This is a genomic window from Planosporangium mesophilum, from assembly GCF_016863255.1.
In the GTDB taxonomy this organism is placed as follows: Bacteria; Actinomycetota; Actinomycetes; order Mycobacteriales; family Micromonosporaceae; genus Planosporangium; species Planosporangium mesophilum.
In genome coordinates this window covers 66,950-90,657 of record NZ_BOON01000006.1, presented here as the reverse complement: position 1 = coordinate 90,657, position 23,708 = coordinate 66,950, and the positions used below count along the sequence as shown (strand labels likewise).

Genomic DNA, 23,708 nt, shown 5'->3' with positions numbered 1-23,708 from the left:
GCCGCACCGACCCCGCTCCGACGAGACGGAAGCAGACAGCTGATGGGCAGCATCGTCGCCGATAATCGCAAGTCACTCATGCTCTTCTCAGGGCGCGGCTATCCCGCCCTGGCCGAGGAGATCGGGTCGGTCCTCGGGGTCGCGCCGACTCCGATGGACGCCTACGACTTCGCCAACGGCGAGATCTTCGTCAGGTACCGCGAGTCGGTGCGCGGCAGCGACGCCTTCGTCGTGCAGTCGATCATGCAGCCGGTCAACAAGTGGCTCATGGAGTCGTTGATCATGGTGGACGCGCTCAAGCGCGGCTCCGCCAAGCGCATCACCGTCGTCCTGCCGTTCTACCCGTACAGCAGGCAGGACAAGAAGCACCGCGGCCGGGAGCCGATCTCGGCCCGGCTGGTCGCGGACATGTTCAAGACCGCCGGCGCCGACCGGATCCTGACGGTCGACCTGCACACCGCGCAGATCCAGGGCTTCTTCGACGGCCCGGTCGACCACCTGTTCGCGATGAACATCCTGGCCGACTACGTGGAGAACAAGTACGCCGGCCGTCCGATGACCGTCGTCGCACCGGACTCCGGCCGGGTGCGGGTGGCCGAGCGCTGGACCGACCGGTTGGGCGGCTGCCCGCTGGCCTTCATCCACAAGACGAGGGATCCGCTCAAGCCCAACCAGGTCGTGGCCAACCGGGTGGTCGGCGAGGTCGAGGGGCGCATCTGCCTCCTCGTCGACGACATGATCGACACCGGCGGCACCATCACGAAGGCCGCCGAGATCCTGGTCGACCAGGGTGCGGCGGACGTCATCGTGGCGGCCACCCACCCGATCCTGTCCGACCCGGCGACCGAGCGGCTGAGCAACAGCAAGATCAGCGAGGTGGTGGTGACCAACACCCTGCCGATCGAGGCCGACAAGCAGCTCGACAAGGTCACGGTGCTGTCGATCGCGCCGCTCATCGGGCGGGCCATCCGCGAGGTCTTCGACGACGGCTCGGTGACGACCCTGTTCGGTGGCCTTTCCTGAGCTGACCTGGCGCGGACCAACCGCGCCACCAGCGCCGCGCCGGGATCGGCGCGGCGCTGTGACCGACCGCTCGGCCCTGGCTGATGCGTCACCGCCGCCCCGGGTGAGTTCGGCCGCGAGGTTCGGGTAGGCTGGTGCGGTTGCCACGGCGAGGGTGCCCTGCGGGCCATGCGCGTCCTGATACGCGAACGATGACCGAGCGGGCACCGTGATCGACGCGGTGCTCCGGGCCGTGCCCTGTGCACCCTTGCCCGAGCACCGCCGCCCGCAGTACAGATCACATCAGGAGTATTTCCGTGTCCGAGGTAAAGATCAGCGCCGAGCCCCGTACCGAGTTTGGCAAGGGTGGTGCCCGCCGTACCCGCCGCGCCGGCAAGGTGCCCGCCGTGCTGTACGGACACGGCGAGCAGCCCCGCCACATCGCGCTGCCCGCGCGTGAGTTCGCCGCAGCCATCCGGCACGGTGGCGCCAACCAGCTCTTCAGCATCGACATCAACGACGGCGGCAGCACCCTCGCCCTGCCGAAGGCGATCCAGCGCGACCCGATCAAGGACACGTACGAGCACGTGGACCTGCTGATCGTGCGGCGCGGCGAGAAGGTCACCGTCGAGGTGCCGGTCCAGCTCATCGGCGACGCGGCCGTCGGCACGCTGGTGGTCCACGAGCACGCCACGCTGAGCGTCCTCGCCGACGCCACCCGCCTGCCCGAGCGCATCGAGGCCTCCATCGCCGGCCTGGAGGCCGGCAGCCAGATCACCGCCGCCGACGTGGTGCTGCCCGAGGGTGCCGAGCTGGCGGCCGACCCGGAGCTGGTGGTGGCCGTGATCTCGGCCGCGCCGACCGCCGAGGAGCTCGGGGCCGAGGTTGCGGCGCCCGCCGCCGAGGCCGAGGTGCCGGCCGAGGAGCCCGCCGCCGAGGCCTGACGGTCCGCCTGTCCCACTTCCGCGCCGACCCGGACCAGTACACGGCCGAACCCCGTGCACCGGTCCGGGTCGGCGCGACCGTTTTGGAGCGTTGATGGCTGAGCTTGACTCCCCGTGGTTGGTGGTCGGGCTGGGGAACCCCGGTCCCGAGTACGCCGGCAACCGGCACAACGCCGGCTTCCTCGTGGCCGACCTGCTGGCCAAGCGGGTCGGCGCGCGGTTCTCCCGCAACCGCAGAGTGGTGGCCGAGGCCGCCGAGGGCCGGCTGGGCGTCGGTGTGGACGCGCCCCGGCTCGTCCTGGTCAAGCCGATGACCTACATGAACCTGTCCGGGGGCCCGGTCGCCGGTCTCGCCCAGTTCTACAAGGTTCCGGTCGGCCGGATCATCGCGATCCACGACGAGCTCGACATCCCGTACGGTCAGCTGCGGCTGAAGATCGGCGGCGGTGAGGGTGGGCACAACGGCCTGCGCTCGATGTCCCGTTCGCTCGGCAGCAAGGAGTACGTCCGGGTCCGGTTCGGCATCGGCCGCCCGCCCGGCCGGCAGGACCCCGCCGACTACGTGCTCTCGGACTTCTCCTCGGCGGAGCGCAAGGAACTGGATTACCTCGTCGACCGCGCGGCGGACGCCGTCGAGGCGGTCGTGGAGCGGGGCCTGGAGACCGCGCAGAACACGTACCACGCCGACTGACCCCGTGACCCGCCGTACGGGCTGGCCGTTGTAACCGCTGGGCGCGCAATTTGCGCCAAAAGGTGGATATGCAACGACAAGGGGGTCGCATGGCATCCGGGCTGGTTCGCTCGTCCGATTCCAGGTCCGGAGAGCCGGGGCGGCTCGCCGCCGACGCACTGTCGGGCATGGAGACGGTGCAGGATCTCGACCGCCGGTTCCGGCTCGCGGACGCGCCGATCAGCCCCGCCGGTCCGCTGAAGCCGGCGCGGCCGAGCCCCACCCGCCGCCGCACGCCGCGCACCACCCCGCCGCCGGCGCCGCGACGCCCCGTCCGCAGTCACCGGGCCACCCCGGCGCCTACCGGGTGCGGCTGGGAACGGGACTACCTGCTCGCGCTGCTCGGCAGTGACGCGCTGGTCGGGCTGGGCGCCACGGCCACCGCGTTCGGCCTGCGCTTCGGCTCCGACCTGACGCCCTACAACCAGGGGTACGCGGTGCTGTCGGCGCTGCTGCCGCTGGTGTTCGTCGCCACCCTGGCGGCCAACCGGGCGTACGAGCGGCGCTACCTGTACGTGGGCAGCGAGGAGTACCAGCGGGTGCTCCGCGCCGGGTTCGCGTTCACCGCTGCCCTCGCCATCGTCTCGTACGCGTTCGAGATCCGGCTGGCCCGCGGGTACGTGTCGATCGCCCTGCCGCTACTGATCCTGGCCTGCCTGGTTGCCCGGTTCGGGCTGCGCAAGCGCCTGCACCGGGCTCGTCAGCGCGGCGACTGCCTGCGGCGGGTGATCCTGGTCGGCCACGAGCTCGCGGTGGTGGCGCTGACCCGGCAGCTGCGACGGGAGCGGTACCACGGGCTGGAGGTGGTGGGCTCATGCCTGCCGCCGCGCGGCCCGGACCACGACGGCCGGGTCGGGATCCCCGTGTACGGGACCTTCGACGACGTCGCCGCCGCGGTCTCGGCGGCCGGGGCGGACACCGTCATCGTGCTGTCCTGCCCGGAGCTGGACGGGCAGGCCCTGCGGCGGCTGGCCTGGCAGTTGGAGCGCGACGACATCGACCTGATCGTGGCGAGCGCACTGGTCGACGTCGCCGGCGACCGCACCACCATCCGCCCCGTGGACGGCCTGCCGATGCTGCACGTCGAGCACCCGACCCTGTCCGGCGCCCGCCGGCTGGTGAAGGTGGCGTTCGACCGGGTCGGCGCCGCGCTGCTGCTGGGCGCCCTGAGCCCGGTACTGGTCGTCCTCGCGATGGCGATCCGCCTCGACTCGCCGGGCCCGGTGCTGTTCCGGCAGGTACGGGTCGGCAAGGGCGGACGCGAGTTCACGATTTACAAGTTCCGCACCATGTACGTCGACGCCGAGGACCGGTTGGCCGAGATCCGCCATCTCAACGAGCAGGACGGCGTGCTGTTCAAGATGCGCGACGACCCCCGGGTGACGAGGATGGGCCGGTGGCTGCGCCGGCTCTCCCTGGACGAGCTGCCGCAGTTGCTGAACGTACTCGGTGGCACCATGTCGCTGGTCGGGCCGCGACCGCCGCTCCCGCGGGAGGTGGCGGCCTACCCGGAGGACATGCGCCGCCGGCTGGCGGTGCTGCCCGGCATGAGCGGCCTGTGGCAGGTGTCGGGTAGGTCAGACCTGCCGTGGGAGGAGGCGGTACGGCTTGACCTGCGGTACGTGGAAAACTGGTCGCTGTCGTTGGACCTGGTTATCTTGTTACGCACCCTGAGCGCGGTCGTCCGCTCCTCGGGGGCCTATTGAGAAGGTGAGATGACGCGGACTCTCGTCAACCGCGCCCTGCGCGACTGCGCGCCGGCGTCTGACGCCACGTTTGCCCGTTCGCTGGCCGTCCTGGCCGGCGAGTTGCTGCTCGATCTGCGGACCGAGTTGGGGCACCAGGACCCGGACGCGCTGCGCGCCGCGGGTGACGCCCGGTCGCACGAGTTGATCGTCAACGAGCTGGCCCGCTGCCGCCCGGCCGACGCCGTGCTGTCGGAGGAGGGCAAGGACGACCCGGCCCGGCTCGACGCCGACCGGGTCTGGATCGTCGACCCGCTCGACGGTACCCGCGAGTTCGGCGAGGCCGGCCGGTCCGACTGGGCCGTGCACATCGCTCTGTGGCAGCGCACCGGCCCGGAGACGGGCAAGCTCGCCGCCGGTGCGGTCGCCCTGCCGGCCCAGCACCGGGTCCAGGCGACCGCCGCCGCGCCGCCGTACCCGCCGCTGTCGCACCAGGCCGCCTCCGGTGGCCGGCTGCGCCTGGCCGCGAGCCGCAGCCGCCCACCGGCCTTCCTGACCGGCCTTGCCGAGGCGCTGGGCGCCGAGCTGGTACCGATGGGCTCGGCCGGCGCGAAGATCGCCGCCGTGATCGACGGTGAGGTCGACGGGTACGTGCACGCGGGCGGCCAGTACGAATGGGACTCGGCGGCGCCGGTCGCTGTGGCGACGGCCACGGGCCTTCACGCATCCAGACTGGATGGGTCGGGATTGGAATACAATCGGCCGAGCCCCCTGCTCCCTGATCTTGTGGTGTGCCGCAAGGATCTGGCGCCCCGGCTGCTCGCCGCACTGGAGCGGTGCGCGCGCTGAGGCGTATCCCCATGAAGGGTGTCAATGCGATGACGGCTGCCTACCGGGTCTCGCACCTGGATGCTCTCGAGGCCGAGAGCATTTTCGTCATGCGTGAGGTGGTCGCCGAGTTCGAGCGCCCGGTCCTCCTGTTCTCGGGAGGCAAGGACTCGATCGTGATGCTGCGGCTGGCCGAGAAGGCGTTCGCGCCGGCGCGTATCCCCTTTCCGGTCATGCACGTCGACACCGGGCACAACTTCTCCGAGGTGCTCGCCTTCCGCGACGCCCGGGTCGAGGAGCTGGGCGTCCAGTTGATCGTCGCCAGCGTGCCGGAGGCGATCACGTCCGGACTGGTACGGGAGTCGGCCGACGGCATGCGCAACCGCATCCAGACGCCGGTGCTGCTCGACGCCGTGGAGAAGTACCGGTTCGACGCGCTGTTCGGCGGCGCCCGCCGGGACGAGGAGAAGGCGCGCGCCAAGGAGCGGGTGTTCAGCTTCCGCGACGAGTTCGGCCAGTGGGACCCGCGCAACCAGCGGCCCGAACTGTGGTCGCTGTACAACGCCCGGGTCCACCCCGGCGAGTCGATCCGGGTGTTCCCGCTGTCCAACTGGACCGAGCTGGACATCTGGCACTACATCGCGCGGGAGCGGATCGGGCTGCCGGAGATCTACTTCGCGCACGACCGCGAGGTCGTGGACCGCGACGGCATGCTGTACGCGATCAACGAGTTCCTGCCGCTGCGCGCCGGTGAGGAGCCGTTCGTCGCGAAGGTGCGCTACCGCACCGTCGGCGACGCCTCCTGCACGGCGGCGGTGAAGTCGGACGCCGACACGATCGAGAAGGTGATCGACGAGGTCGCTGCGACCCGGATCACCGAGCGGGGCGCCACCCGGGGTGACGACAAGGTCAGCGAGGCGGCCATGGAAGACCGCAAGCGTGAGGGGTACTTCTAAGATGACCATCTCCCCGGAGGCCCCGTCGCGGGCCATGGACCTCCTGCGCTTCGCCACCGCAGGCAGTGTCGACGACGGCAAGTCCACCCTGATCGGGCGGCTGCTGTACGACTCCAAGGCGATCTTCGAAGATCAGCTGGAGGCGGTCGAGGCGACGTCGCGTTCGCGCGGCGACGAGTACACCAACCTCGCGCTGCTCACCGACGGGCTGCGGGCCGAGCGCGAGCAGGGCATCACGATCGACGTGGCGTACCGGTACTTCGCCACGCCGCGGCGGAAGTTCATCATCGCGGACACGCCCGGGCACATCCAGTACACCCGGAACATGGTCACCGGGGCCTCCACCGCCGACCTGGCGCTGATCCTGGTCGACGCCCGCAAGGGCCTGCTGGAGCAGTCGCGGCGGCACGCCTTCCTCTGCTCGCTGCTGCGCGTGCCGCACCTGGTGCTGTGCGTCAACAAGATGGACCTCGTGGACTACTCGCAGGAGATCTTCGAGTCCATCGCCGACGAGTTCACGGCGTTCGCGGCCAAGCTCGACGTGCCGGACCTGACCGTGGTGCCGATCTCGGCGCTCAAGGGCGACAACATCGTCACCCGTTCGGAGAACATGCCCTGGTACGAGGGTCCGTCGCTGTTGCACCACCTCGAGCACGTGCACATCGCCAGCGACCGCAACCTCGTCGACGTGCGCTTCCCGGTGCAGTACGTGATCCGCCCGCAGTCCACGGTGGTGGCGGACTACCGCGGCTACGCCGGCCAGGTCGCCAGCGGCGTGCTCAAGCCCGGCGACGAGGTGATGGCGATGCCCAGCGGTTTCACCAGCACGATCTCCTCGATCGAGACCGCCGACGGCCCGATCGCCGAGGCGTTCCCGCCCATGTCGGTGACGATCCGGCTGGCCGACGAGATCGACATCGCCCGGGGCGACATGATCTGCCGGCCCAACAACCGGCCGGCCGTCTCGCAGGACATCGAGGCGATGGTCTGCTGGATGGACGAGTCGCGCCCGATGAGCGTCGGCGGCAAGTACGCGATCAAGCACACCACCCGCTCGGCGCGGGCCATCGTGCGCGGCATCCAGTACCGGCTGGACGTCAACACGCTGCACCGCGACGAGTGCGCCGACGGGCTCGGGCTCAACGAGATCGGTCGGGTCAAGCTGCGCACCACGGTGCCGCTGCTGGCCGACGAGTACCGGCGTAACCGCACCACCGGCGGGTTCATCATCATCGACGAGACGACCAACCGTACGGTCGGCGCCGGCATGATCATCGAGGCCGCCTAGCCGCGGCTGCGCGGTCGCGCTACTGCGGCTGTCTGGCCTGATTGCGGTGGTGGTCCAGGCCCAGGGCCTCCCGGGCCAGCCGCGGCCGGTCGGTGATGAGGCCGTCGACGCCGAGTTCGATCAGGCTCCGCATCGCGGCCGGGTCGTCGACCGTGAACGGGAAGACGACCGCGCCCGCGGCGTGCGCCTTGGCGACGAGGCCCGCGTCGACGGCGTGGAACTCCGGACCGACGCAGTCGTGGGTGACGGCCAGCGCCCGGTCGGCCACGTCGGCGGTCCAGAACAGCGGGCAGGTACGCACCTGTGGGCTCGCCTGCTCGATCTCGCGCAGCGCCGCCAGGTCGAAGCTCTGGATGAGCACGCGCGACCAGCCCAGCGGAGCCAGCTCGTCCCGTACGCCGAGCGGGTCGACGTCCTTGACCTCGACCATCACCGAGATCCGGGCGGCGTCCGGGCGCTCCAGCCTCGACACCAGGTCGGACAGGCGCGGCAACGGCTGGCCGGCGCAGCGGACCTCCGCCAGGTGCACGGCGTTGAGCACCCGGACCTCCAGGCCGGCGTACGGCGTGCAGGCGTCGGGCAGCACCGGGTCGTGGAGGAGGAAGGCGACCCCGTCGGCGCTGTGCCGCACGTCGGTCTCGATGTAGTCGACGCCGACCGAGATGGCGTCGTCGAAGGCCGCCATGGTGTTCTCGTGGGCCTGCTCGACCCCGCCGCGGTGCCCGAGCACCACCCGGTGGGCCAGCGGGAGATCGCGTCGGACCGGGGGCGTGGAGACGCCCCGGTGGAACGAGGCCGCGGGGGACCGGGACTGGCAGGCGGACACCGGCGTGATCCCGGCGACGGCCGCGAGCAGCGCGGCGAGGGCACGCGTGAGGCGTACGCGGGTCATGCGCCGGACGCTGCCGGGCGCGGCTGAGGTGGCACCTTCATGTGGGCTCCATCCCCGGTCGCGCGCTGCGGGTGCGGGCGGGTGGTCCGAGATCGACGCGTCATGACGGCCTGAAACATAGGGCTTCGATCCGGCCGGCCGCAATGCGACGCCCTGCCCGGGTTCCCGCCCCTTTCGGACTACCCCTGACGGTGCAGGAACTCCCAGGCGTCGGCGACCATCCGGGCCAGCGTCGGCTTGGCCGGCTGCCAGCCCAGCTCGCGCCTGGCCGCCTCCGACGAGGCGACCAGCTCGGCCGGGTCGCCCGCGCGGCGGGGGCCGATCTCGGTCGGTACCGGATGCCCGGTGACCTCCCGGACCACGTCGATGACCTGGCGGTTGGAGAAGCCGTTGCCGTTGCCGAGGTTGAAGACCCGGTGCTCGCCCGGCCGCATCGTCTCGAGCGCCAGCAGGTGCGCCGCGGCCAGGTCGCTGACGTGGATGTAGTCACGCACGCAGGTGCCGTCCGCGGTGGGGTAGTCGTCCCCGTACAACTGGAGCTTTTCCCGTTTGCCGGCCGCCACCTGAAGCGCGATCGGGATCAGGTGCGTCTCCGGGTCGTGGCGCTCGCCGATCAGGCCGCCGTCGGGGGACCGGTGGGCGCCGGCGACGTTGAAGTACCGCAGGCTGACCGCGGCCAGGCCGTGCGCGATTGCCTCGCCCGCGAGCGCGTGGTCGACGGCGAGCTTCGAGGCGGCGTACGGGTTGGGCGGCCGGGTCTCGGCGGTCTCCGGGATCGGGACCGTGTCCGGGTCGCCGTACACGTTCGCGGTGGACGAGAAGACCAGCCGGCGCACACCGGCCGCGCGCGCCGCGTCGAGCAGCCGCAGCGACCCGATCAGGTTGTTCTCCCAGTACTTCTCGGGCTTGGCCACGCTCTCGCCGGCCGCGATGAACGCTGCGAAGTGCAGGACGGCGTCGAAGTCGGGGGTGAGCACGTCGCCGATGACCTCGTGTACCCGGCCACGCACGAATGCGGCGCCGGTGGGTATGGCAGCCTCGTGCCCGGTAGAAAGATCGTCAAGAACCAGCACGGAGTGCCCGGCGTCGAGCAGCAGAGCGGTCACGACGCTGCCGATATAGCCCGCTCCGCCGGTCACGAGCAGTCTCACCACATACCTCCCCAACCGCCGTCCAAGGGAAATCTAACGCAGCCTTCGGAACGGCTTGTCCGGCCCGCCTACAATTCCGGCATGCACCAGGCCGGGGACACCGGGCCGCATACCGCGACGGTTGCCGGCCGTTCCCGTGTTCCGGGGCCCGTCCGCCGCGCTCTCGCCCGCGTCCTCGTGCGCGGCGCGGACGCCGTGATGCGGTGGGTCACCCGCAGGCTCGGCGCCAGCCCCACGGCGGGCCGCGAGGAGATCAGCGAGGCGGAGCTACGCGACCTCGTCGCGGTGAACACCGTGCTGCGAGGGGAGGAGCGGCAGCTCATCGCCGAGGTGCTCGCGGCGGGTACGCGCCACGTCCGGGAGCTGATGGTGCCCCGTACCGACGTGGTCTTCCTCGACGCGGGGCTGCCCATCGGCCACGCGTTCCGGCTGGTCCGCGACGCCCGGCACTCCCGGTTCCCGGTCATCGACGGCAGCTCCGACGACGTGGTCGGCTTCGTGCACCTGCGGGACCTCGCGATCCGCCCGGACGGCGACGACGTGGCGGCGGTCGGCCAGCTGGCCCGCGAGGTCAAGCGGTTGCCGGCGAGCAAGCAGGTGCTCACGGCGCTGTCGGAGATGCGCCGGGAAGGTCATCACCTCGCGGTGGTGGTCGACGAGTACGGCGGGACGGCCGGCATCGTCACCCTCGAAGACCTGATCGAGGAGCTGGTCGGCGAGATCCACGACGAGTACGACGTCGCACCCGAGCCGCTGCCGGCCGGCGGTGCCGCACCGTCCGAGGTCGACGGCCGACTCAACCTGACCGACTTCGCGGAAGTGACCGGCTTCGCACTGCCTCCGGGCCCGTACGAGACGCTCGGCGGGTTCCTCATGTGCCGGCTGGGCCGGCTGCCGGCGGTCGGCGACGAGGTACGGCTCGACCGGTGGCGGCTGGTCGTCAGCGCGCTCGACGGCCGGCGGGTCGCGCGGGTGGCGCTGGCCCGGATCGCAGCCCCCCGGCGGGCAGAGGGTGACGTCGCCGCTTCCGGGTAGGCCCCTTCCGGGCACCCGAGGGCGCTCTCATCCGCACCGGGCTGACAGAATGGCCGACATGTCCCAGGCTCGACACGACCGACCGCGTGTACTGTCCGGCATCCAGCCCACCGCCGACTCGTTCCACCTCGGCAACTACCTGGGCGCACTACGCAACTGGGTGGGGCTGCAGGACACGCACGACGCGTTCTACTGCGTCGTCGACCTGCACGCGATCACGGCCGGGCACGAGCCGAAGCTGCTGCGCCAGCGCACCCGGGTGAGCGCGGCGCAGCTGCTCGCCATCGGGATCGACCCTGACCGCAGCACCCTGTTCGTGCAGAGCCAGGTGCCCGAGCACGCCCAGCTGGCCTGGGTGATGAACTGCATCACCGGCTTCGGCGAGGCCAGCCGGATGACCCAGTTCAAGGACAAGTCGGCCAAGCAGGGCGCCGAGCGGGCCAGTGTCGGCCTGTTCACGTACCCGGTGCTGCAGGCCGCCGACATCCTGCTCTACCAGGCCGATGCGGTACCGGTGGGTGAGGACCAGCGCCAGCACCTCGAGCTGACCCGCGACCTCGCCCAGCGGTTCAACACCAACTTCGGCAAGACCTTCGTCGTGCCGGAGCCGTACATCGTCCGGGACACCGCGAAGATCACCGACCTGCAGGAGCCGACCGCGAAGATGTCGAAGTCGGCGTCCTCGCCGAACGGCCTGATCGAGCTGCTGGAAGACCCCGCCCGCGCGGCGAAGAAGATCAAGTCAGCGGTGACCGACACCGGGCGGGAGATCGTCTTCGACCCCGAGACCAAGCCGGGCGTGTCCAACCTGCTGACCATCTACTCGGCGCTGACCGGTCGCTCCATCGACGACCTGGTCCTGGCGTACGCCGGCAAGGGCTACGGCGACCTCAAGAAGGACCTGGCCGAGGTCGTGGCCGAGTTCATCCGCCCGATCCAGGAGCGCACCAAGACGTACCTCGAGGATCCGGCGCAGCTGGACAAGCTGCTCGCGGTCGGAGCGGAGAAGGCGCGGGCAGTGTCGTCGGCGACGCTGCGGCGCGTGTACGACCGCATCGGCTTCCTCGCCCCGGCCGCCAGCAGCTGAGCCGACGTGCGTACCACGATCGGTATCGCGATCGACATACCGGAGCCCTGGGGCGGTGAGCTCACCCGGCGACGCGCCGAGGCGGGTGACCCCCAGGCGGCGTACGTCCCCGCACACGTCACGCTGCTCGGCCCCACCGAGGTCGACGCCGCGGACCTCGCCGCCATCGAGCGGCGCCTGGCCGAGATCGCCGCGGAGCACCCGCCGTTTCCGCTGCACCTGCGCGGTACGGGCACGTTCCGGCCGGTCACCGAGGTGGTGTTCGTGACGGTGGCGGCCGGGATCAGCGAGTGCGAGCGGCTCAACGCGGCGATCCAGGACATCGACGCCATCGATCGGGCCACCAAGTTCCCGTACCACCCGCACGTGACGGTCGCCCAGGACGTACCGCCGCCGCAGCTTGATGCCGTTTTCCGAGATTTGGCCAGGTTCGAGGCGCGGTTTCCGGTTGAAGGATTTACGCTCTTCGAACACGGCTCGGACGGGCGATGGCGACCGCACCGGGACTACCTCCTCGGCGCAGTCGAAGGTCCGCTCCCGGCCGCCGACAATGGAGGTTAGATCCCGGGCCGGTAGACGGGGAGGCTGACGTGCGGCGGTACGCCGAGCGGCTGATCAACGCCGGGAGGGCCCGCTTCGCCGCGGCGCGCCGCCGATGGCCGGGCTTCGACCACCTGGTCAGGGCGGGGGAGCGCTTCGACACGGTCAACGGCTACCGGCTGGCCGCCGCCGACGCCTACTACGGCTTCTTCGCCGTGTTCGCGCTGGCCATGCTGCTCTTCGGCATCCTCGGGTACGTCCTGCGGGACAACCCGCTGGTCGTTTCGGCGGTCCGGACCTACCTCGAGGCCAACCTGCCCAGGGTCAAAATCGAGGATCTGATCGGTACCGCGCAGAGCCTGGGCCGGCTGGCCGCGGTCGGCCTGGCGCTCGCCGGGATCGGATGGGTGGAGACGCTGCGCTCGACCCAGCGGGCGATCTGGCTGCTGGACGAGCACCCCGGCCCGTGGCTGGTGCGCTGGCTGGTCGACATCGCCGTCCTCATCGGCCTCGGCGTCCTTCTCACCGTGTCCGTGTCGATCGCCGGGGGAGTGCAGGACCTGGTACTGGGGCTGATCGGCGAGCCCAGCCAGTCCGCGCTGCGGGTCCTGCTCAACCAGTCGGCCGCCCTGTTCGCGGGCCTGGTCGACTTCATCCTCGGCGCCGCGCTGCTGGGCCTGGTGCCCCGGTTGCGGATGTCGCTGCGCCGCCTCGTCCCGTCGGCGGCGCTGATCGCGGTCGGGTTGCTCGTGCTGAAGACCGCTGGCCGGTGGTACATCGGCCGCACCCAGCACAACCCCGCGTACCAGGTCTTCGCCGGCGCCATCGGCCTGCTCGTCTTCATGTACCTGTTCAGCCAGCTCGTCCTGTTCGCCGCGGCGCTGGCGGCGACCAGCGAGCACGGCAAGGTCGTCGACCTCGCCGCCGGTGGGGAGAACGGGGCTACCGAACGCGCCCCGGAGGTGGTCGCCGACGGGGCCGCTGCCCCGTCTGGGGGTGGCTGACGCGGATCAGGCCGAGCGCACCTCGTGATGCTCGGTCTGGCGGACCGCCTCGGCGATCGTCCGGTACGGCGTGTGCGCCGTCGCCGCGAGCGGTCGGGTACGGGGCTGGCACAGCCAGATCAGCTCCGGTACCAGGGTGTTCGCCGGCGCGTACGGGTCGAGGGCCCGCGCCTGCGTGGGGTCCAGTGGGGGCACGTCAACGTGTGAGATGAGCGGGTGGATGGGGCGGACGTCGTGTTCGCCGTCGCCGAAGAGTTCTTCGTGGAGCTTCTCGCCGGGGCGCAGTCCGGTGTAGGTGATGTCGACGGGGTGGGGGGCGAGGTCGGCGATCTGGCGGGCGACGTCGGCGATGCGCACGGGGCTGCCCATCTCCAGGACGAGGGCCTCGCCGCCTGAGCCGATGGCGGCGGCCTGGATGACGAGCTGGACGGCTTCCTGGACGGTCATGAAGTAGCGGGTGACGTCGGGGTGGGTGACGGTGATGGGCCCACCGGCGGCGGCCTGGGCGGTGAACGCGGTCAGCACCGAGCCGCGGCTGCCCAGCACGTTGCCGAAGCGCACGTTGAGGAAGACTCCGGTACCGGTACGGGCGGCGTGGGCGGTCAGCCGCTCGGCGATCCGCTTGGAGTAGCCGAGCACGCTCTGCGGGTTGGCGGCCTTGTCGGTGGAGATGTTGACGAACCGTTCCACACCCGCCGACGCCTCCAGGACCGTGAGCGTGCCCCAGACGTTGGTCTGTACGGCCTCGCCGGGGTACTGCTCGAGCAGTGGTAGGTGCTTGAGCGCGGCGGCGTGGAAGACCACCTGCGGGCGGCGGGTGGCGAAGATGTGGCGGATGGTTTCGGTGTCGCGCAGGTCGGCCAGGATGGTGTCGGGGCTGTCGAGCAGGGCCTTGCCGTGCAGGGACAGTTCGACGGCGTGCAGGGCGGACTCGTCGCGGTCGAGCATCAGCAGCTCGGCGGGCTTGAAACGGTGGATCTGGCGGCACAGCTCCGAGCCGATGGAGCCGCCGGCGCCGGTGACCAGGACGCGCTTGCCTGTCAGGTAGCCGGCGATGGTGTCGATGTCGGTCTCGAGCTGGTGGCGGCCGAGCAGGTCGGTGACCTGGACGTCGCGGATGTCGCCGACGCTGACGCGGCCGTCGAGCAGTTCGCTGACCGAGGGCAGGATCTTGAAGGTGGCACCGGCGCGCAGGGTGCGGTCGCGGACGTCGCGGACCAGCTCTGCGTCGGCGTTGGCGACGGAGAAGACGACGGTACGGGCCTTCTTGGCGGCGATGATCGCCTCCAGGTCCGTCCGGGTACCCAGCACGGCGACGCGCTGGCTGCGCAGGTACCGCTTGGCCGGGTCGTCGTCGACGAAGCCGACCGGCAGGTAGCGGCCCTGCGGGTCGCGCAGCATCGAGCGCAGCAGGTCGTGGCCGGCCGATCCGGCGCCGAACAGCAGCACCGGGGTCGCGTGGTCGGTGTCGGGCCGGCTGGCGCGCTCGCGCTGCAGCCGCCGCAGATAGCGCACCCCGAACATGACGACGAGGGCGACCATGCCGCCGACCACCGGGGTGCTGCCGGGTACGAGTCGGACGGGTGCCACCAGGTCGATGCCGAGCAGCGCGACCATCGCGAGCAGGACGGTCAGGGTGACGCCGCGGACCTCCTCGAAGCTACCGAACCGGTACCGGCCCTGGTAGAGCAGGTGCGCGTACCCGATGATCGCCTGCAGGCAGATGGCCAGCGCGACCACCAGCGCCGTCCTGCCGAACCGGGTCGGCGTCATCGCGAACTCGTACCGGGTGAAGACGGCGGCGGACAGCCCGAACGCCCACGCGGCGGCGTCCACGGCGAACGACGCGAGGATCATCAGCTGTCTCTGGGTCGATCGTCCCATTTGGGGCCTCAAGGGGTTCCTGTCCGTTCGGCTCGTGCTCCGTATCGGGGTGGACCGGGCTCGCGGTCCACCGGGTACCTCTTCACTCTGTCCTATCGGCCTGTTTTGTGGTTTCTATACGCTTAAAAACGGTAAATCGGCGTAAAAGGTGGCCGGACTCGTAGACTTGGCGGACGAAAGGACGACCGCTGTCTAGGAGGCAAGGTGGAGCTGCGGGATTACCTCCGCGCGATCAGGAAGCGCTGGTGGCTGCTGCCGGCCGCGGTCGCCCTCGCGGTGTCGGTGGCGGCGGTCATCACGCTCCGGACGCCCCCGCAGTACGCGACGACGACGACGTTCTTCATCGGTACGCCCAACCGCGGCGTCACCGACGCCTACCAGGGCAGCCTGCTGTCCCAGCAGCGGGTGAAGTCGTACGGCACCCTCATCACCGGTGACCGCCTGGCGGCGGTGGTCGCCAAGCAGCCCGGGGTCGGCCTCTCACCTGACCAGGTGCAGCAGCGGATCACGGCACAGCCGGTCCCGGAGACGGTACTGTTGCAGGCCACGGTCACGGACGGCTCCAAGCAGCGGTCCAAGTTGATCGCGGACGTACTGGCCGCGCAGTTCACCAAGATGGTCGAGTCGCTGGAGACTCCCGCCACGGCCGGTACCCCCACCCCCGCCGCGCCGCTCGCGTCGACGGTCAAGGTCGAAGTCATCGCCGGTCCTAAGCTCGACGAGACCCCGGTCTCGCCGCGACCGGCCCGCAACCTCGGCCTCGCCGTCCTGCTCGGGCTGCTGGTCGGTGCCGCGATCGCGGTCCTTCGCGAGTTGCTCGACAACACGGTGAAGAGCGCCGAAGCGCTGCAGGAGCTGGCCGGCGCGCCGGTGCTGGCCATGATTCCGAACGATCCGGAGGCGGCGAAGGCGCCGCTGGTCACCGGTAGCGCGCAGCGGTCGGCGCGGGCCGAGGCGCTCCGCAAGCTGCGCACCAACCTGCAGTTCGTCGACGTCGACCGGCCGGTACGGGTCATGGTGGTCACCAGCGCCCTGCCGAGCGAGGGCAAGTCCTCCACGTCGGCGAACCTCGCCATCGTGTTCGCGGAGGCCGGCCAGCGGGTCCTGCTCATCGACGCCGACCTGCGCCGCCCGAAGGTCGCCGAGTACTTCGGCATCGAGGGCGCCGTCGGTCTGACCAACCTGCTGGCCGGCCAGGCGCAGCCGGAGGACGTCATCCAGCGGTGGAGCCAGGGCCTGTGGATCCTGCCCAGCGGCTTCCTGCCGCCGAACCCGAGCGAACTGCTCGCTTCGCAGCACATGGCGGACCTGCTCGGCACGTTCCGGGAACGCTTCGACGTCGTCGTCATCGACTCGCCGCCGCTGCTTCCGGTGACCGACGCCGCAATCCTGACGACCGTCGCCGACGGCGCCGTGCTGGTGGTGCGCGCGGCCAAGACGTCGACCGCCCAGGTGACCGGTGCGCTGCAAGCGCTCGAGACGGTCAACGCCCGGCTGCTCGGCTGCGCGCTCAACCTCGTGCCGGGGATGAAGTCCGAGAACTACTACTACTACGGCCAGGACGAGGGCGGGCGGTCGAACGGCAAGCGGGTCCCGGCCGCGCTGACCGCCTCGGCGTCGCCTGCCCGCGCCACCTCGGCCCAGCACGCCCGGTCGGTATCCGCCCCACCGGCTCCGCCGGCATCCGGCCCGCCCGCGCGGCCGATCTCGGCCCCGCCGGCGGCCCCGGTCTCCGGCGCGGCTCCGAGGGTGGGGCGCGCGTCCGTCGGGGCACCGCCTTCGAACATGGGGCCGCGGACGAAGGAACAGTCGCCGGCGTACGGGGAGACGACCGTTCCTACTCCGACGCGATCCGGTCCACGATGACCCGAAGCACCTCGGAGATCTCCTGCGAGCAGTATGCGAACGCTTCGATCGGCTCGCGGACGGGATCTGCCAGGTCATCCTCGGCGGGAGGGACGAAGGGCACTTCGCTGCGCACGATGAGCGCCTCGTCCCGGAGCGCCGCCAGCCGCTCGTGCGGTGACCCGGCGGCCAGCCGGTGCGCCGGGACGGCGGCGGCGAGCCGGCCGAACTGTTTGAGCGTGAACGTCCGCCGCAGGGCCGACGGAACCAGCGTCACGCAGGCGGAGCGCTGCTCCCGGTCGGCCGCCAGCACGAGGTCGGCGGAGGCGACGAGGTCCGGGGTGAGCCGGCGACTGGCGAAGTCGCTCACGTCCGCCCCGTACTCGCGCAGCACGTACTCGGTGTTGGGGTGCATCGCCCAGTCCGACCGGGCGTGGGTGCCGGCGCTGGAGATCTCGACCGCCTTGGCGGCCGGTCCCAGCCGCGACTCGAACGCCTGCCGCGCCAGCCGCTCCACCATCGGCGACCGGCAGATGTTGGCGTGGCAGACGATCAACATCCGGAATCCGTCGCCCGTGGTCACCTGCTGTGCTCCCTACTCGATCCGTCCCGGCCGACGCGGCGGCGAAGGCCCCGGTATGGGTCACCATAACGTTCATTTAGGGCAGAAAGGCGCGTTGCCACGATGACCGGCCGGGTGTACCTGTCCGCTCCGGACATCGGCCCGCTGGAGGAGCGGTACCTGCTCGACGCCGTCCGCTCGGGTTGGGTGGCGCCGCTGGGGCCGAGCGTCGACGCGTTCGAGCGGGAGATGGCGGAGCGAGTCGGGGTCGCGCACGCCGTAGCGCTCAGCTCCGGCACGGCCGCGCTGCACCTGGCCCTGCTCGGTCTCGGGGTGGGGCCGGGTGATGTCGTGGTGGTGCCGACGTTGACGTTCGCCGCGACGGCCAACGCGGTCGTGTACACCGGTGCGGAACCGGTGTTCGTCGACTGCGACCCCGCCACCGGCAACCTGGATGCCGCCCTGCTGGCGGACACGCTGGTCGCGCTGCGGTCCGAGGGCCGCCGGGTCGGTGCGGTCGTGCCGGTCGACCTGTTCGGCCGGTGCGCCGACTACGCCGCCATCCTGCCGCTCTGCGCCGAGTACGGGGTGCCCGTGGTCGAGGACGCGGCGGAGGCCCTGGGCGCCACGTACCGGGGCGCGGCGGCGGGATCGTTCGGCCGGGCCGCGGTGCTCTCGTTCAACGGCAACAAGATCATGACCACGTCGGGCGGCGGGATGCTGCTGTCCGACGACGCGGAGCTTGCCGCGCACGCCCGTTACCTCGCCACGCAGGCCCGGCAGCCGGTCGTGCACTACGAGCACACCGACATCGGGTACAACTACCGCCTCAGCAACCTGCTCGCGGCGCTGGGGCGGGCGCAGTTGGCGCGGCTGGACGAGATGATCGAGCGGCGGCGCGGGCTGCGCGACCGGTACGCCAAGCTGTTCGCCGGCGTCGACGGTGTGAGCGTGCTGGGCGACGAGGACGACGGTGGCAACTGCTGGTTGACCGTGATCGTGGTCGATCCGGCGACCGCCGGCTGGTGCGCCGGCGAGCTGTCGGCCCACCTGTCCGAACGTGACATCGAGACCCGGCCGGTCTGGAAGCCCATGCACCTGCAGCCGGTGTTCGCCGGCGCGAGGAGCGTACTGACCGGTGCGGCGGCGCGGCTGTTCGAGACCGGACTCACGCTGCCCAGCGGCTCGGCGCTCGACGAGCAGCAGATCGGCCGCGTCTGCGACGCCATCGCGGAGTTCGTGGGGAACGGGCAGTGAGGGCTGGGGAGCCGGCCGTTTACCGCTCCGCCGCGAAGCGGGCGACCGACCTCGTGCTGGCCGTCGTCGTCCTTGTACTGACGGCTCCGCTGACGGCGCTTGCCGCCATCGCGATAGCGGTGTCGCTGGGCCGTCCCGTCCTCTTCAGCCAACTGCGGACCGGACACGGACGACGCGCGTTCCGGCTGCTCAAGTTCAAAACGATGACGGACGCCCGGGACCCGCTCGGAGTGTTGCTGCCGGGTTCCGCACGGATGAACGCCGTCGGCCGGTTCCTGCGCAAGTCGAGCATTGACGAGCTTCCGGAGCTGCTGAACGTGATCCGCGGCGAGATGAGCCTGGTAGGACCGAGACCGCTGCTGCCCCGGTACGACCCGTGGTACTCCGGCCGGGAGTTACTGCGCTTCGACGCCCGGCCGGGAATCACCGGCCTGGCCCAGGTGAACGGGCGCAACGGTGCCACCTGGGACGACCGGCTGGCGATGGACGCTCGATACGTCGCCGAATGGTCGTACCTGCTGGACCTCAAGATCCTGGCCCGGACCGGCTGGCAGGCGCTCACCGCCAGGGGAGTAGTGGTCGACCCCACTGCCCTGATGGCGGATCTGGACGCGGAACGAAAGAGCCGGTCATGACGGGCACGGTTGCCGTGGGCCAGCTCGACGGCGGAGACCGGCAGGCGACGCAGGCCGCCGTCGAGCTGCTCCGCCAGAGCGTACCGGCCGGCGTGGCCGGCCTCGTCCCGTACCACACCCCGGACTACCCCTGGTTCCTCGCAGCCGCGCTGACCCCGCCACCGCACGCGCGAACCGTGCTCCTGCGGACCGTCGTACTCGGCGGCGAGCTGATCGCCGTCGCGGACTGGCGGATTCTGGAATCCGAACTGTTCCTCAACGGGCTGTCGGTGGGCGCGGAGTTCCGCGGGCGTGGCTATGGGCACCGGCTGCTCGCCGACGGCCTCGCGATCGCGAGACGACTGGGAGTCGATCGGGTGGGCCTGGACGTCGCCTGTGACAACGAGCCCGCCCTGGCCCTGTACCACCGTTATGGGTTCCGCGAGGTCAGCCGGGTGTGCTGGGCCGACGTGACCGGCCACCCGGCGAGCCCGCCCGAAAGTCCGATCAGGATTGTGGACTGGCCGCTGTTCCAGGCGCATCGGGCGGCGTACGGGTTCGCGGACCTGACGGTCCGGCTCGGGGCCGGGTCCGAAGCGAGGATCCGGATGGTAGGCGACGCCATGCGCGTCAACTGGGACCGGAACATGGATCGGCACGTGACACGGCTGCGCGTCACGTTGGGTGCCGCCCGCGCGTACGCGGTGATCGGTTCGGAAGCCGGTCCGACGGTGCCGCCATCGTTTGCTTGCTTCATCCGGATGCGCCGGGCAACGTCGGAAGGGGGCGAGGCGTGACTCGCGTTCTCGAGGCAGACACCGACCGCGAAGAGTGGCTCGAATGGTGGCGGAGATGCGGCCGGGAACCGTTCGCCCATCCCGCCTACTGTCGGCTCCTCGCCGGTGACGCGGGGCGCCCCGTCGCGCTGATCCTCGACGGGCAACCGGAGTCCGCCCTGCTGCCGCTGGTGATCCGCCCGTTGCGGGATCTGCCGTGGGCGGATGAGGAGCTCTATGACGCCATCTCGCCCTACGGCTATGGCGGTCCGTTCTTTCCGGGAACTCCCGGACGGGGGCGACGGTACGCCGAGTCGGTGCTCGCGGAGCTGGCCGACTGGGTCGTCCGGGCCGGGTTGTGCTCCGTCTTCCTGCGGCTGTCTCTCGAGTCCGACATGGCAGTCGGGATTCGGACACCGCAGACCGAGGTCGTCGACGTGTCCGAGAACGTCGTGGTCGACCTGCGGCGCACGCCGGAGGAGCTCTGGGCGAACTACGAGCACAAGGTGCGTAAGAACGTGAAGAAGGCGGCTCGGGCCGGGTGTAGCGTCCGGCGGGAGGATCGTCTGAACGATGTGGACGGTTTCCTCCAGGTGTACGGGGAAACGATGCGGCGACGCGGCGCGGCGGCCTACTACCACTTCGATCGGACCTTCTTCACCACGCTGTCCGAGGAGTTGGCGGGCAGTTACTCGGTCTTCTCGGTACTGGATGACACCGGCAGGGTGGTCAGCGTTGAACTGGTGCTGGAGAGCGACGCCCACCTGTACTCGTTCCTCGGCGGGACCAGGGCAGAGGCGTTCCCGATGGCACCCAACGATCTGCTGAAGCATGAGGTGGTGCTGTACGGCCGGCGCACCGGACGGCAGGGCTTCGTCCTGGGTGGAGGTTACGAACGCGGCGATGGAATCTTCCGCTACAAGCGTGCCTTCGACCCCGGAGGCGTTCGCACGTTCCGCGCCGTACGGATGGTGGGCGACCCGGCTCGGTACACGAGCCTGGTCCAGAACCGCGCTCGCCGTGCAGGCAGCCTCCCGGCCGGTGACAGCTTCTTCCCGGCCTACCGCGAGCCGGTGACCGCGACACCGGTGACCGCCTCATGAGCTACGTCAACGGCTTCAAACCACTGAAGAGCGCGGCGGACCGGCCGGACAGGCATCCGATTGCGTATTTCACGGCCGCATTCATCACTGTCGCGGTGTTCGGCCCGTACACGTCGTTGCCCGGCGTCCGGACCGAGCAGGTCGCGGTGTACGGGTCGCTTCTGGTCGGTACGGTCTTCTGCCTGTGGTTGCGGCTGCGGATGACCCGTGGAGGCGCGCTGGTCCTGGCGCTGCTGGTCACCGAGTTGCTCGTGGCGGTGTTGCGCGCGCTGTACCCTTTGATCGACCTCGGCTGGTTTTCTCCGGGGAGCGCCGGGGCGGGGCTGGACAACTTCCTCCTGCCGATCGCCTGTCTGCTGATCGGCGCGATGCTCGTCGGTTCGGGCGCTGACCCGACCCGGCTCGTCCGGATCGTGTGCACGGTCCTCGTCGTCGCGATGTGCCTCAACGCTGCCCTGGCCTTCGTGTCATCCGTCTACGACCTGACGTGGTTGCTCGGGCGGTTCTGGGACAAGGGTGACCCGCAGTTGACGGTTGCCGCCAAGGCCGCGCAGATGGGGCGGTACAGCGGCGTAATCAACCAGCCGTTCGAGGCAGGAGCGCTCTACGGAATGAGCGTGCTCGCGGCGACCTATCTGTACCGCGAGAACGCGTTGAAGCTGGGGACCATCACGCTGTTTCTGACCCTCGGTGGCGTGCTGACGGTCTCCAAGGTGTTTCTTCTGGTCGGATTCCCGATCGCCGTCTGGCAGATGATCCGGGTGTCCGGTGCTCGCACGCTGCGCCTGACGGTCCTCGTGGGCCTGGCGGTCCTCGCCACCGTAGCCGCCGAGTCCGGCTTGCTCCTGTCGAGCGCGAGCAGTGATTACCTGGGCCTGTTGCTCCACCCGTCCGGTGGTGCCAACGGCGTCATGGCTCTGTACACGGCGGGGCGGTTCGGGGGCGCGTCGGCGCTGCAGCCGGTGACCTCGGCCGTGCTCGAGTCGTCGCCGTGGTTCGGGTTCGGTATCCGTGGCCTGGCCGCTCCTTATGACAACGCGTGGGTGGAAGCGCTGGTCGTCGCCGGCATCGTAGGGGCCGTCCTTTACACCGCAGTGTTGGTGACCCTGGGGGTCATCTGGGCGCGTCGGCGAACCCACGTCGACCAGGCGCAGTCGTCGTTCGCCGGCGGGCTCGTCCTTCTCGTGATCGGCGCTTCGGTCGGCATGCCCGCGTTGACGGCCAATCGAGTGGCCACGATCGCCTGGCTACTCATCGCGTTCCTGCTGCTTTCCCCGACACCGAAGCCGGTGGAGCCGACCGTCGCCGCGTCTCGCCGGGGACTGCCTGGCGGCGTTGCGGCCGACCGGCGCGTTGCCGCTCTGGCCCCGGCCGGCGCATTGCCGCTCTGGTCCCGGCCGGCAGCCGGGTCCGGCCCTCGCGCCCGGCGTGGCCCTGCTGCGGCGGGATCGTCGGTTCGCGTGTTCGTTGACAAACGTAGTTCAGACAGGGATGAGCACAGTGTCCTATAGGACCCGCAGCCTCGCGTTGAGCCCGATAGCGCCGATCCTCGGTCGACGCCTGCCCCTCCGTGGACCCGGACGGCTTCTCAATCGTTCGTACGGCAGGACCCACGCACAGCCGGGCCAACTGGTCCGCAGACTGACCACGAAGTTCGGCGACCGGTTCGACGCCGACCTGTCGAGCTTCCTCGAGTGGCGGCTGTGGGTCTTCGGCGCGTACGAGGAGCACCTGGCGGAACTGTTCCGGCACCTGGTCCGGCCGGAAGAGACCTGTGTCGACGTCGGGGCCAACATCGGCATCCACACGACACGCCTGGCGAAGCTCGTGGGTCCCCGCGGGCACGTCCTCGCGGTCGAGGCGGACGAGGCACTCGCGCACCGTGCCCGTACCACCATCGTGCTGAACGATCTCAGCAACGTCACCGTGCTGCATGCGGCGGCCTCCGACGTCGGAGGCGACACCAGGATGCTCTACCGGCCCACCGGTCCGGATTCGAACAAGGGTCGGGCCAGCCTGCTGCCGCATCCCTACCTGAACGGCACGGCCCTTCCGACGCCCACCGTGGCCCTCGACGACGTCATCCAGCAGCCCGTGTCTCTGGTCAAGATCGACGTTGAGGGGCATGAGGCGGCTGTGCTGGCCGGTGCGCGCCGTATCGTGGCCGAGCACCGGCCGTCCATAGTCTTCGAGTACTCCCCGGAGATGTTCGGTGACGGGGGGAGCCCGGCGGGCTGGTTGGTCGAGCAGGGCTATGCGCTGTTCGATATCCGGGCGGTCCGGCACCCGTTGACCGGCCGAACCCGCCTGGCCCTCATCCGGCTCGAGGGCCCGCCGGCCACCGCGACGAACCTGCTGGCCGCCGTTGAGCCCGTGGTGAGCCAGGTCGAACCACTGGTACAGACGGGTTCGCCCGGCGTGCGTTGACACGCGCCTCAGCGACTGCGGGCAATCGCCGGCCGTGCGGCTGCCCGGGGCGCTGCGCCGGGTCACGAGCAGGTCCATCTCAGGGCGCCTCGGCGACC

At 70.6% G+C, this 23,708-nt stretch carries 22 protein-coding genes; 18 read left to right on the top strand and 4 right to left on the bottom strand.

All coding sequences use genetic code 11. The features are described 5' to 3' along the window. Positions 1 to 42: 42 nt before the first annotated feature. The 7 genes from Pme01_RS04155 (at position 43) to cysN (ending at position 7,433) form a co-directional block, all read left to right on the top strand. Positions 43 to 1,023 (top strand): ribose-phosphate diphosphokinase, encoded by a 981-nt coding sequence (locus Pme01_RS04155; RefSeq protein ID WP_168112577.1) that lies wholly within the window; start codon positions 43 to 45, stop codon positions 1,021 to 1,023. Positions 1,024 to 1,319: 296 nt separating this feature from the next. Next, positions 1,320 to 1,946, top strand: coding sequence for a 50S ribosomal protein L25/general stress protein Ctc (locus tag Pme01_RS04150; RefSeq protein ID WP_168112578.1), 627 nt, complete (start codon positions 1,320 to 1,322; stop codon positions 1,944 to 1,946). Positions 1,947 to 2,040: 94 nt separating this feature from the next. Continuing rightward, positions 2,041 to 2,637, top strand: a complete 597-nt coding sequence (gene pth / locus Pme01_RS04145) for an aminoacyl-tRNA hydrolase (RefSeq protein WP_168112579.1) — start codon at positions 2,041 to 2,043, stop codon at positions 2,635 to 2,637. 89 nt (positions 2,638 to 2,726) lie between these two features. Next, a complete protein-coding gene (locus Pme01_RS04140) occupies positions 2,727 to 4,382 on the top strand; it encodes a sugar transferase (protein ID WP_239088013.1) in 1,656 nt (551 codons plus the stop codon). A 9-nt stretch (positions 4,383 to 4,391) separates the two neighbouring features. Next, positions 4,392 to 5,210 carry a 3'(2'),5'-bisphosphate nucleotidase CysQ gene (locus Pme01_RS04135; protein WP_168112580.1) on the top strand — a complete coding sequence of 273 codons (819 nt, stop codon included), beginning with the start codon at positions 4,392 to 4,394 and terminating at the stop codon, positions 5,208 to 5,210. Positions 5,211 to 5,239: 29 nt separating this feature from the next. After that, complete coding sequence (cysD, locus tag Pme01_RS04130; protein WP_168112581.1) at positions 5,240 to 6,145, top strand: sulfate adenylyltransferase subunit CysD; 906 nt, start codon at positions 5,240 to 5,242, stop codon at positions 6,143 to 6,145. 1 nt (position 6,146) lies between these two features. Beyond that, on the top strand, positions 6,147 to 7,433 hold the full coding sequence (gene cysN, locus Pme01_RS04125) for a sulfate adenylyltransferase subunit CysN (protein WP_168112582.1): 1,287 nt from the start codon (positions 6,147 to 6,149) through the stop codon (positions 7,431 to 7,433). Between the two features lie 19 nt (positions 7,434 to 7,452). Here the strand turns inward: cysN and Pme01_RS04120 are convergent, their stop codons facing one another. Together Pme01_RS04120 and galE are read right to left on the bottom strand one after the other, a co-directional pair. Further along, the gene (locus Pme01_RS04120) at positions 7,453 to 8,325 is read right to left on the bottom strand and encodes a glycerophosphodiester phosphodiesterase (protein WP_168112583.1); all 873 of its coding nucleotides are present in this window, start codon (positions 8,323 to 8,325) and stop codon (positions 7,453 to 7,455) included. A 179-nt stretch (positions 8,326 to 8,504) separates the two neighbouring features. Next, positions 8,505 to 9,476 carry a UDP-glucose 4-epimerase GalE gene (galE, locus tag Pme01_RS04115; protein ID WP_168112584.1) on the bottom strand — a complete coding sequence of 324 codons (972 nt, stop codon included), beginning with the start codon at positions 9,474 to 9,476 and terminating at the stop codon, positions 8,505 to 8,507. A gap of 81 nt (positions 9,477 to 9,557) precedes the next feature. Between galE and Pme01_RS04110 the strand changes: the two genes are divergently transcribed. From Pme01_RS04110 to Pme01_RS04095, 4 genes are read left to right on the top strand one after another with little or no spacing between them, the layout of a single operon-like run. Continuing rightward, entirely contained in the window at positions 9,558 to 10,511 is a 954-nt protein-coding gene (locus Pme01_RS04110) for a hemolysin family protein (protein ID WP_168112585.1), read from the top strand. A 49-nt stretch (positions 10,512 to 10,560) separates the two neighbouring features. Continuing rightward, the gene (trpS, locus tag Pme01_RS04105; RefSeq protein ID WP_168112586.1) at positions 10,561 to 11,598 is read left to right on the top strand and encodes a tryptophan--tRNA ligase; all 1,038 of its coding nucleotides are present in this window, start codon (positions 10,561 to 10,563) and stop codon (positions 11,596 to 11,598) included. Between the two features lie 6 nt (positions 11,599 to 11,604). Then, positions 11,605 to 12,159 (top strand): 2'-5' RNA ligase family protein, encoded by a 555-nt coding sequence (locus Pme01_RS04100; protein WP_168112587.1) that lies wholly within the window; start codon positions 11,605 to 11,607, stop codon positions 12,157 to 12,159. Positions 12,160 to 12,188: 29 nt separating this feature from the next. Then, positions 12,189 to 13,142: a YihY/virulence factor BrkB family protein gene (locus Pme01_RS04095; RefSeq protein WP_168112588.1), complete on the top strand. Its 954-nt coding sequence runs from the start codon at positions 12,189 to 12,191 to the stop codon at positions 13,140 to 13,142. A 6-nt stretch (positions 13,143 to 13,148) separates the two neighbouring features. On the opposite strand, the gene Pme01_RS04090 is transcribed toward Pme01_RS04095, so the two are convergent. Continuing rightward, entirely contained in the window at positions 13,149 to 14,999 is a 1,851-nt protein-coding gene (locus Pme01_RS04090; protein ID WP_168112589.1) for a nucleoside-diphosphate sugar epimerase/dehydratase, read from the bottom strand. 231 nt (positions 15,000 to 15,230) lie between these two features. On the opposite strand from Pme01_RS04090, the gene Pme01_RS04085 reads away from it, so the two are divergent. After that, positions 15,231 to 16,892, top strand: a complete 1,662-nt coding sequence (locus Pme01_RS04085) for a tyrosine-protein kinase domain-containing protein (RefSeq protein ID WP_203935421.1) — start codon at positions 15,231 to 15,233, stop codon at positions 16,890 to 16,892. On the opposite strand, the gene Pme01_RS04080 is transcribed toward Pme01_RS04085, so the two are convergent. Further along, the gene (locus tag Pme01_RS04080) at positions 16,864 to 17,454 is read right to left on the bottom strand and encodes an arsenate reductase/protein-tyrosine-phosphatase family protein (RefSeq protein WP_168112590.1); all 591 of its coding nucleotides are present in this window, start codon (positions 17,452 to 17,454) and stop codon (positions 16,864 to 16,866) included. The genes Pme01_RS04085 and Pme01_RS04080 overlap by 29 nt on opposite strands. A 102-nt stretch (positions 17,455 to 17,556) precedes the next feature. On the opposite strand from Pme01_RS04080, the gene Pme01_RS04075 reads away from it, so the two are divergent. From Pme01_RS04075 to Pme01_RS04050, 6 genes are read left to right on the top strand one after another with little or no spacing between them, the layout of a single operon-like run. Further along, a complete protein-coding gene (locus Pme01_RS04075; RefSeq protein WP_168112591.1) occupies positions 17,557 to 18,690 on the top strand; it encodes a DegT/DnrJ/EryC1/StrS family aminotransferase in 1,134 nt (377 codons plus the stop codon). Next, positions 18,687 to 19,325, top strand: a complete 639-nt coding sequence (locus Pme01_RS04070) for a sugar transferase (RefSeq protein ID WP_168112592.1) — start codon at positions 18,687 to 18,689, stop codon at positions 19,323 to 19,325. Before Pme01_RS04075 ends, Pme01_RS04070 begins: the two co-directional genes overlap by 4 nt. Continuing rightward, entirely contained in the window at positions 19,322 to 20,101 is a 780-nt protein-coding gene (locus Pme01_RS04065; RefSeq protein ID WP_168112593.1) for a GNAT family N-acetyltransferase, read from the top strand. The genes Pme01_RS04070 and Pme01_RS04065 overlap by 4 nt, the downstream gene beginning before the upstream one ends. Further along, positions 20,098 to 21,183: a GNAT family N-acetyltransferase gene (locus Pme01_RS04060; RefSeq protein WP_168112594.1), complete on the top strand. Its 1,086-nt coding sequence runs from the start codon at positions 20,098 to 20,100 to the stop codon at positions 21,181 to 21,183. Before Pme01_RS04065 ends, Pme01_RS04060 begins: the two co-directional genes overlap by 4 nt. Next, positions 21,180 to 22,694 carry an O-antigen ligase family protein gene (locus Pme01_RS04055; protein ID WP_168112595.1) on the top strand — a complete coding sequence of 505 codons (1,515 nt, stop codon included), beginning with the start codon at positions 21,180 to 21,182 and terminating at the stop codon, positions 22,692 to 22,694. The genes Pme01_RS04060 and Pme01_RS04055 overlap by 4 nt, the downstream gene beginning before the upstream one ends. Then, positions 22,684 to 23,610, top strand: coding sequence for an FkbM family methyltransferase (locus Pme01_RS04050; RefSeq protein WP_168112596.1), 927 nt, complete (start codon positions 22,684 to 22,686; stop codon positions 23,608 to 23,610). Before Pme01_RS04055 ends, Pme01_RS04050 begins: the two co-directional genes overlap by 11 nt. Positions 23,611 to 23,708: the final 98 nt, after the last annotated feature.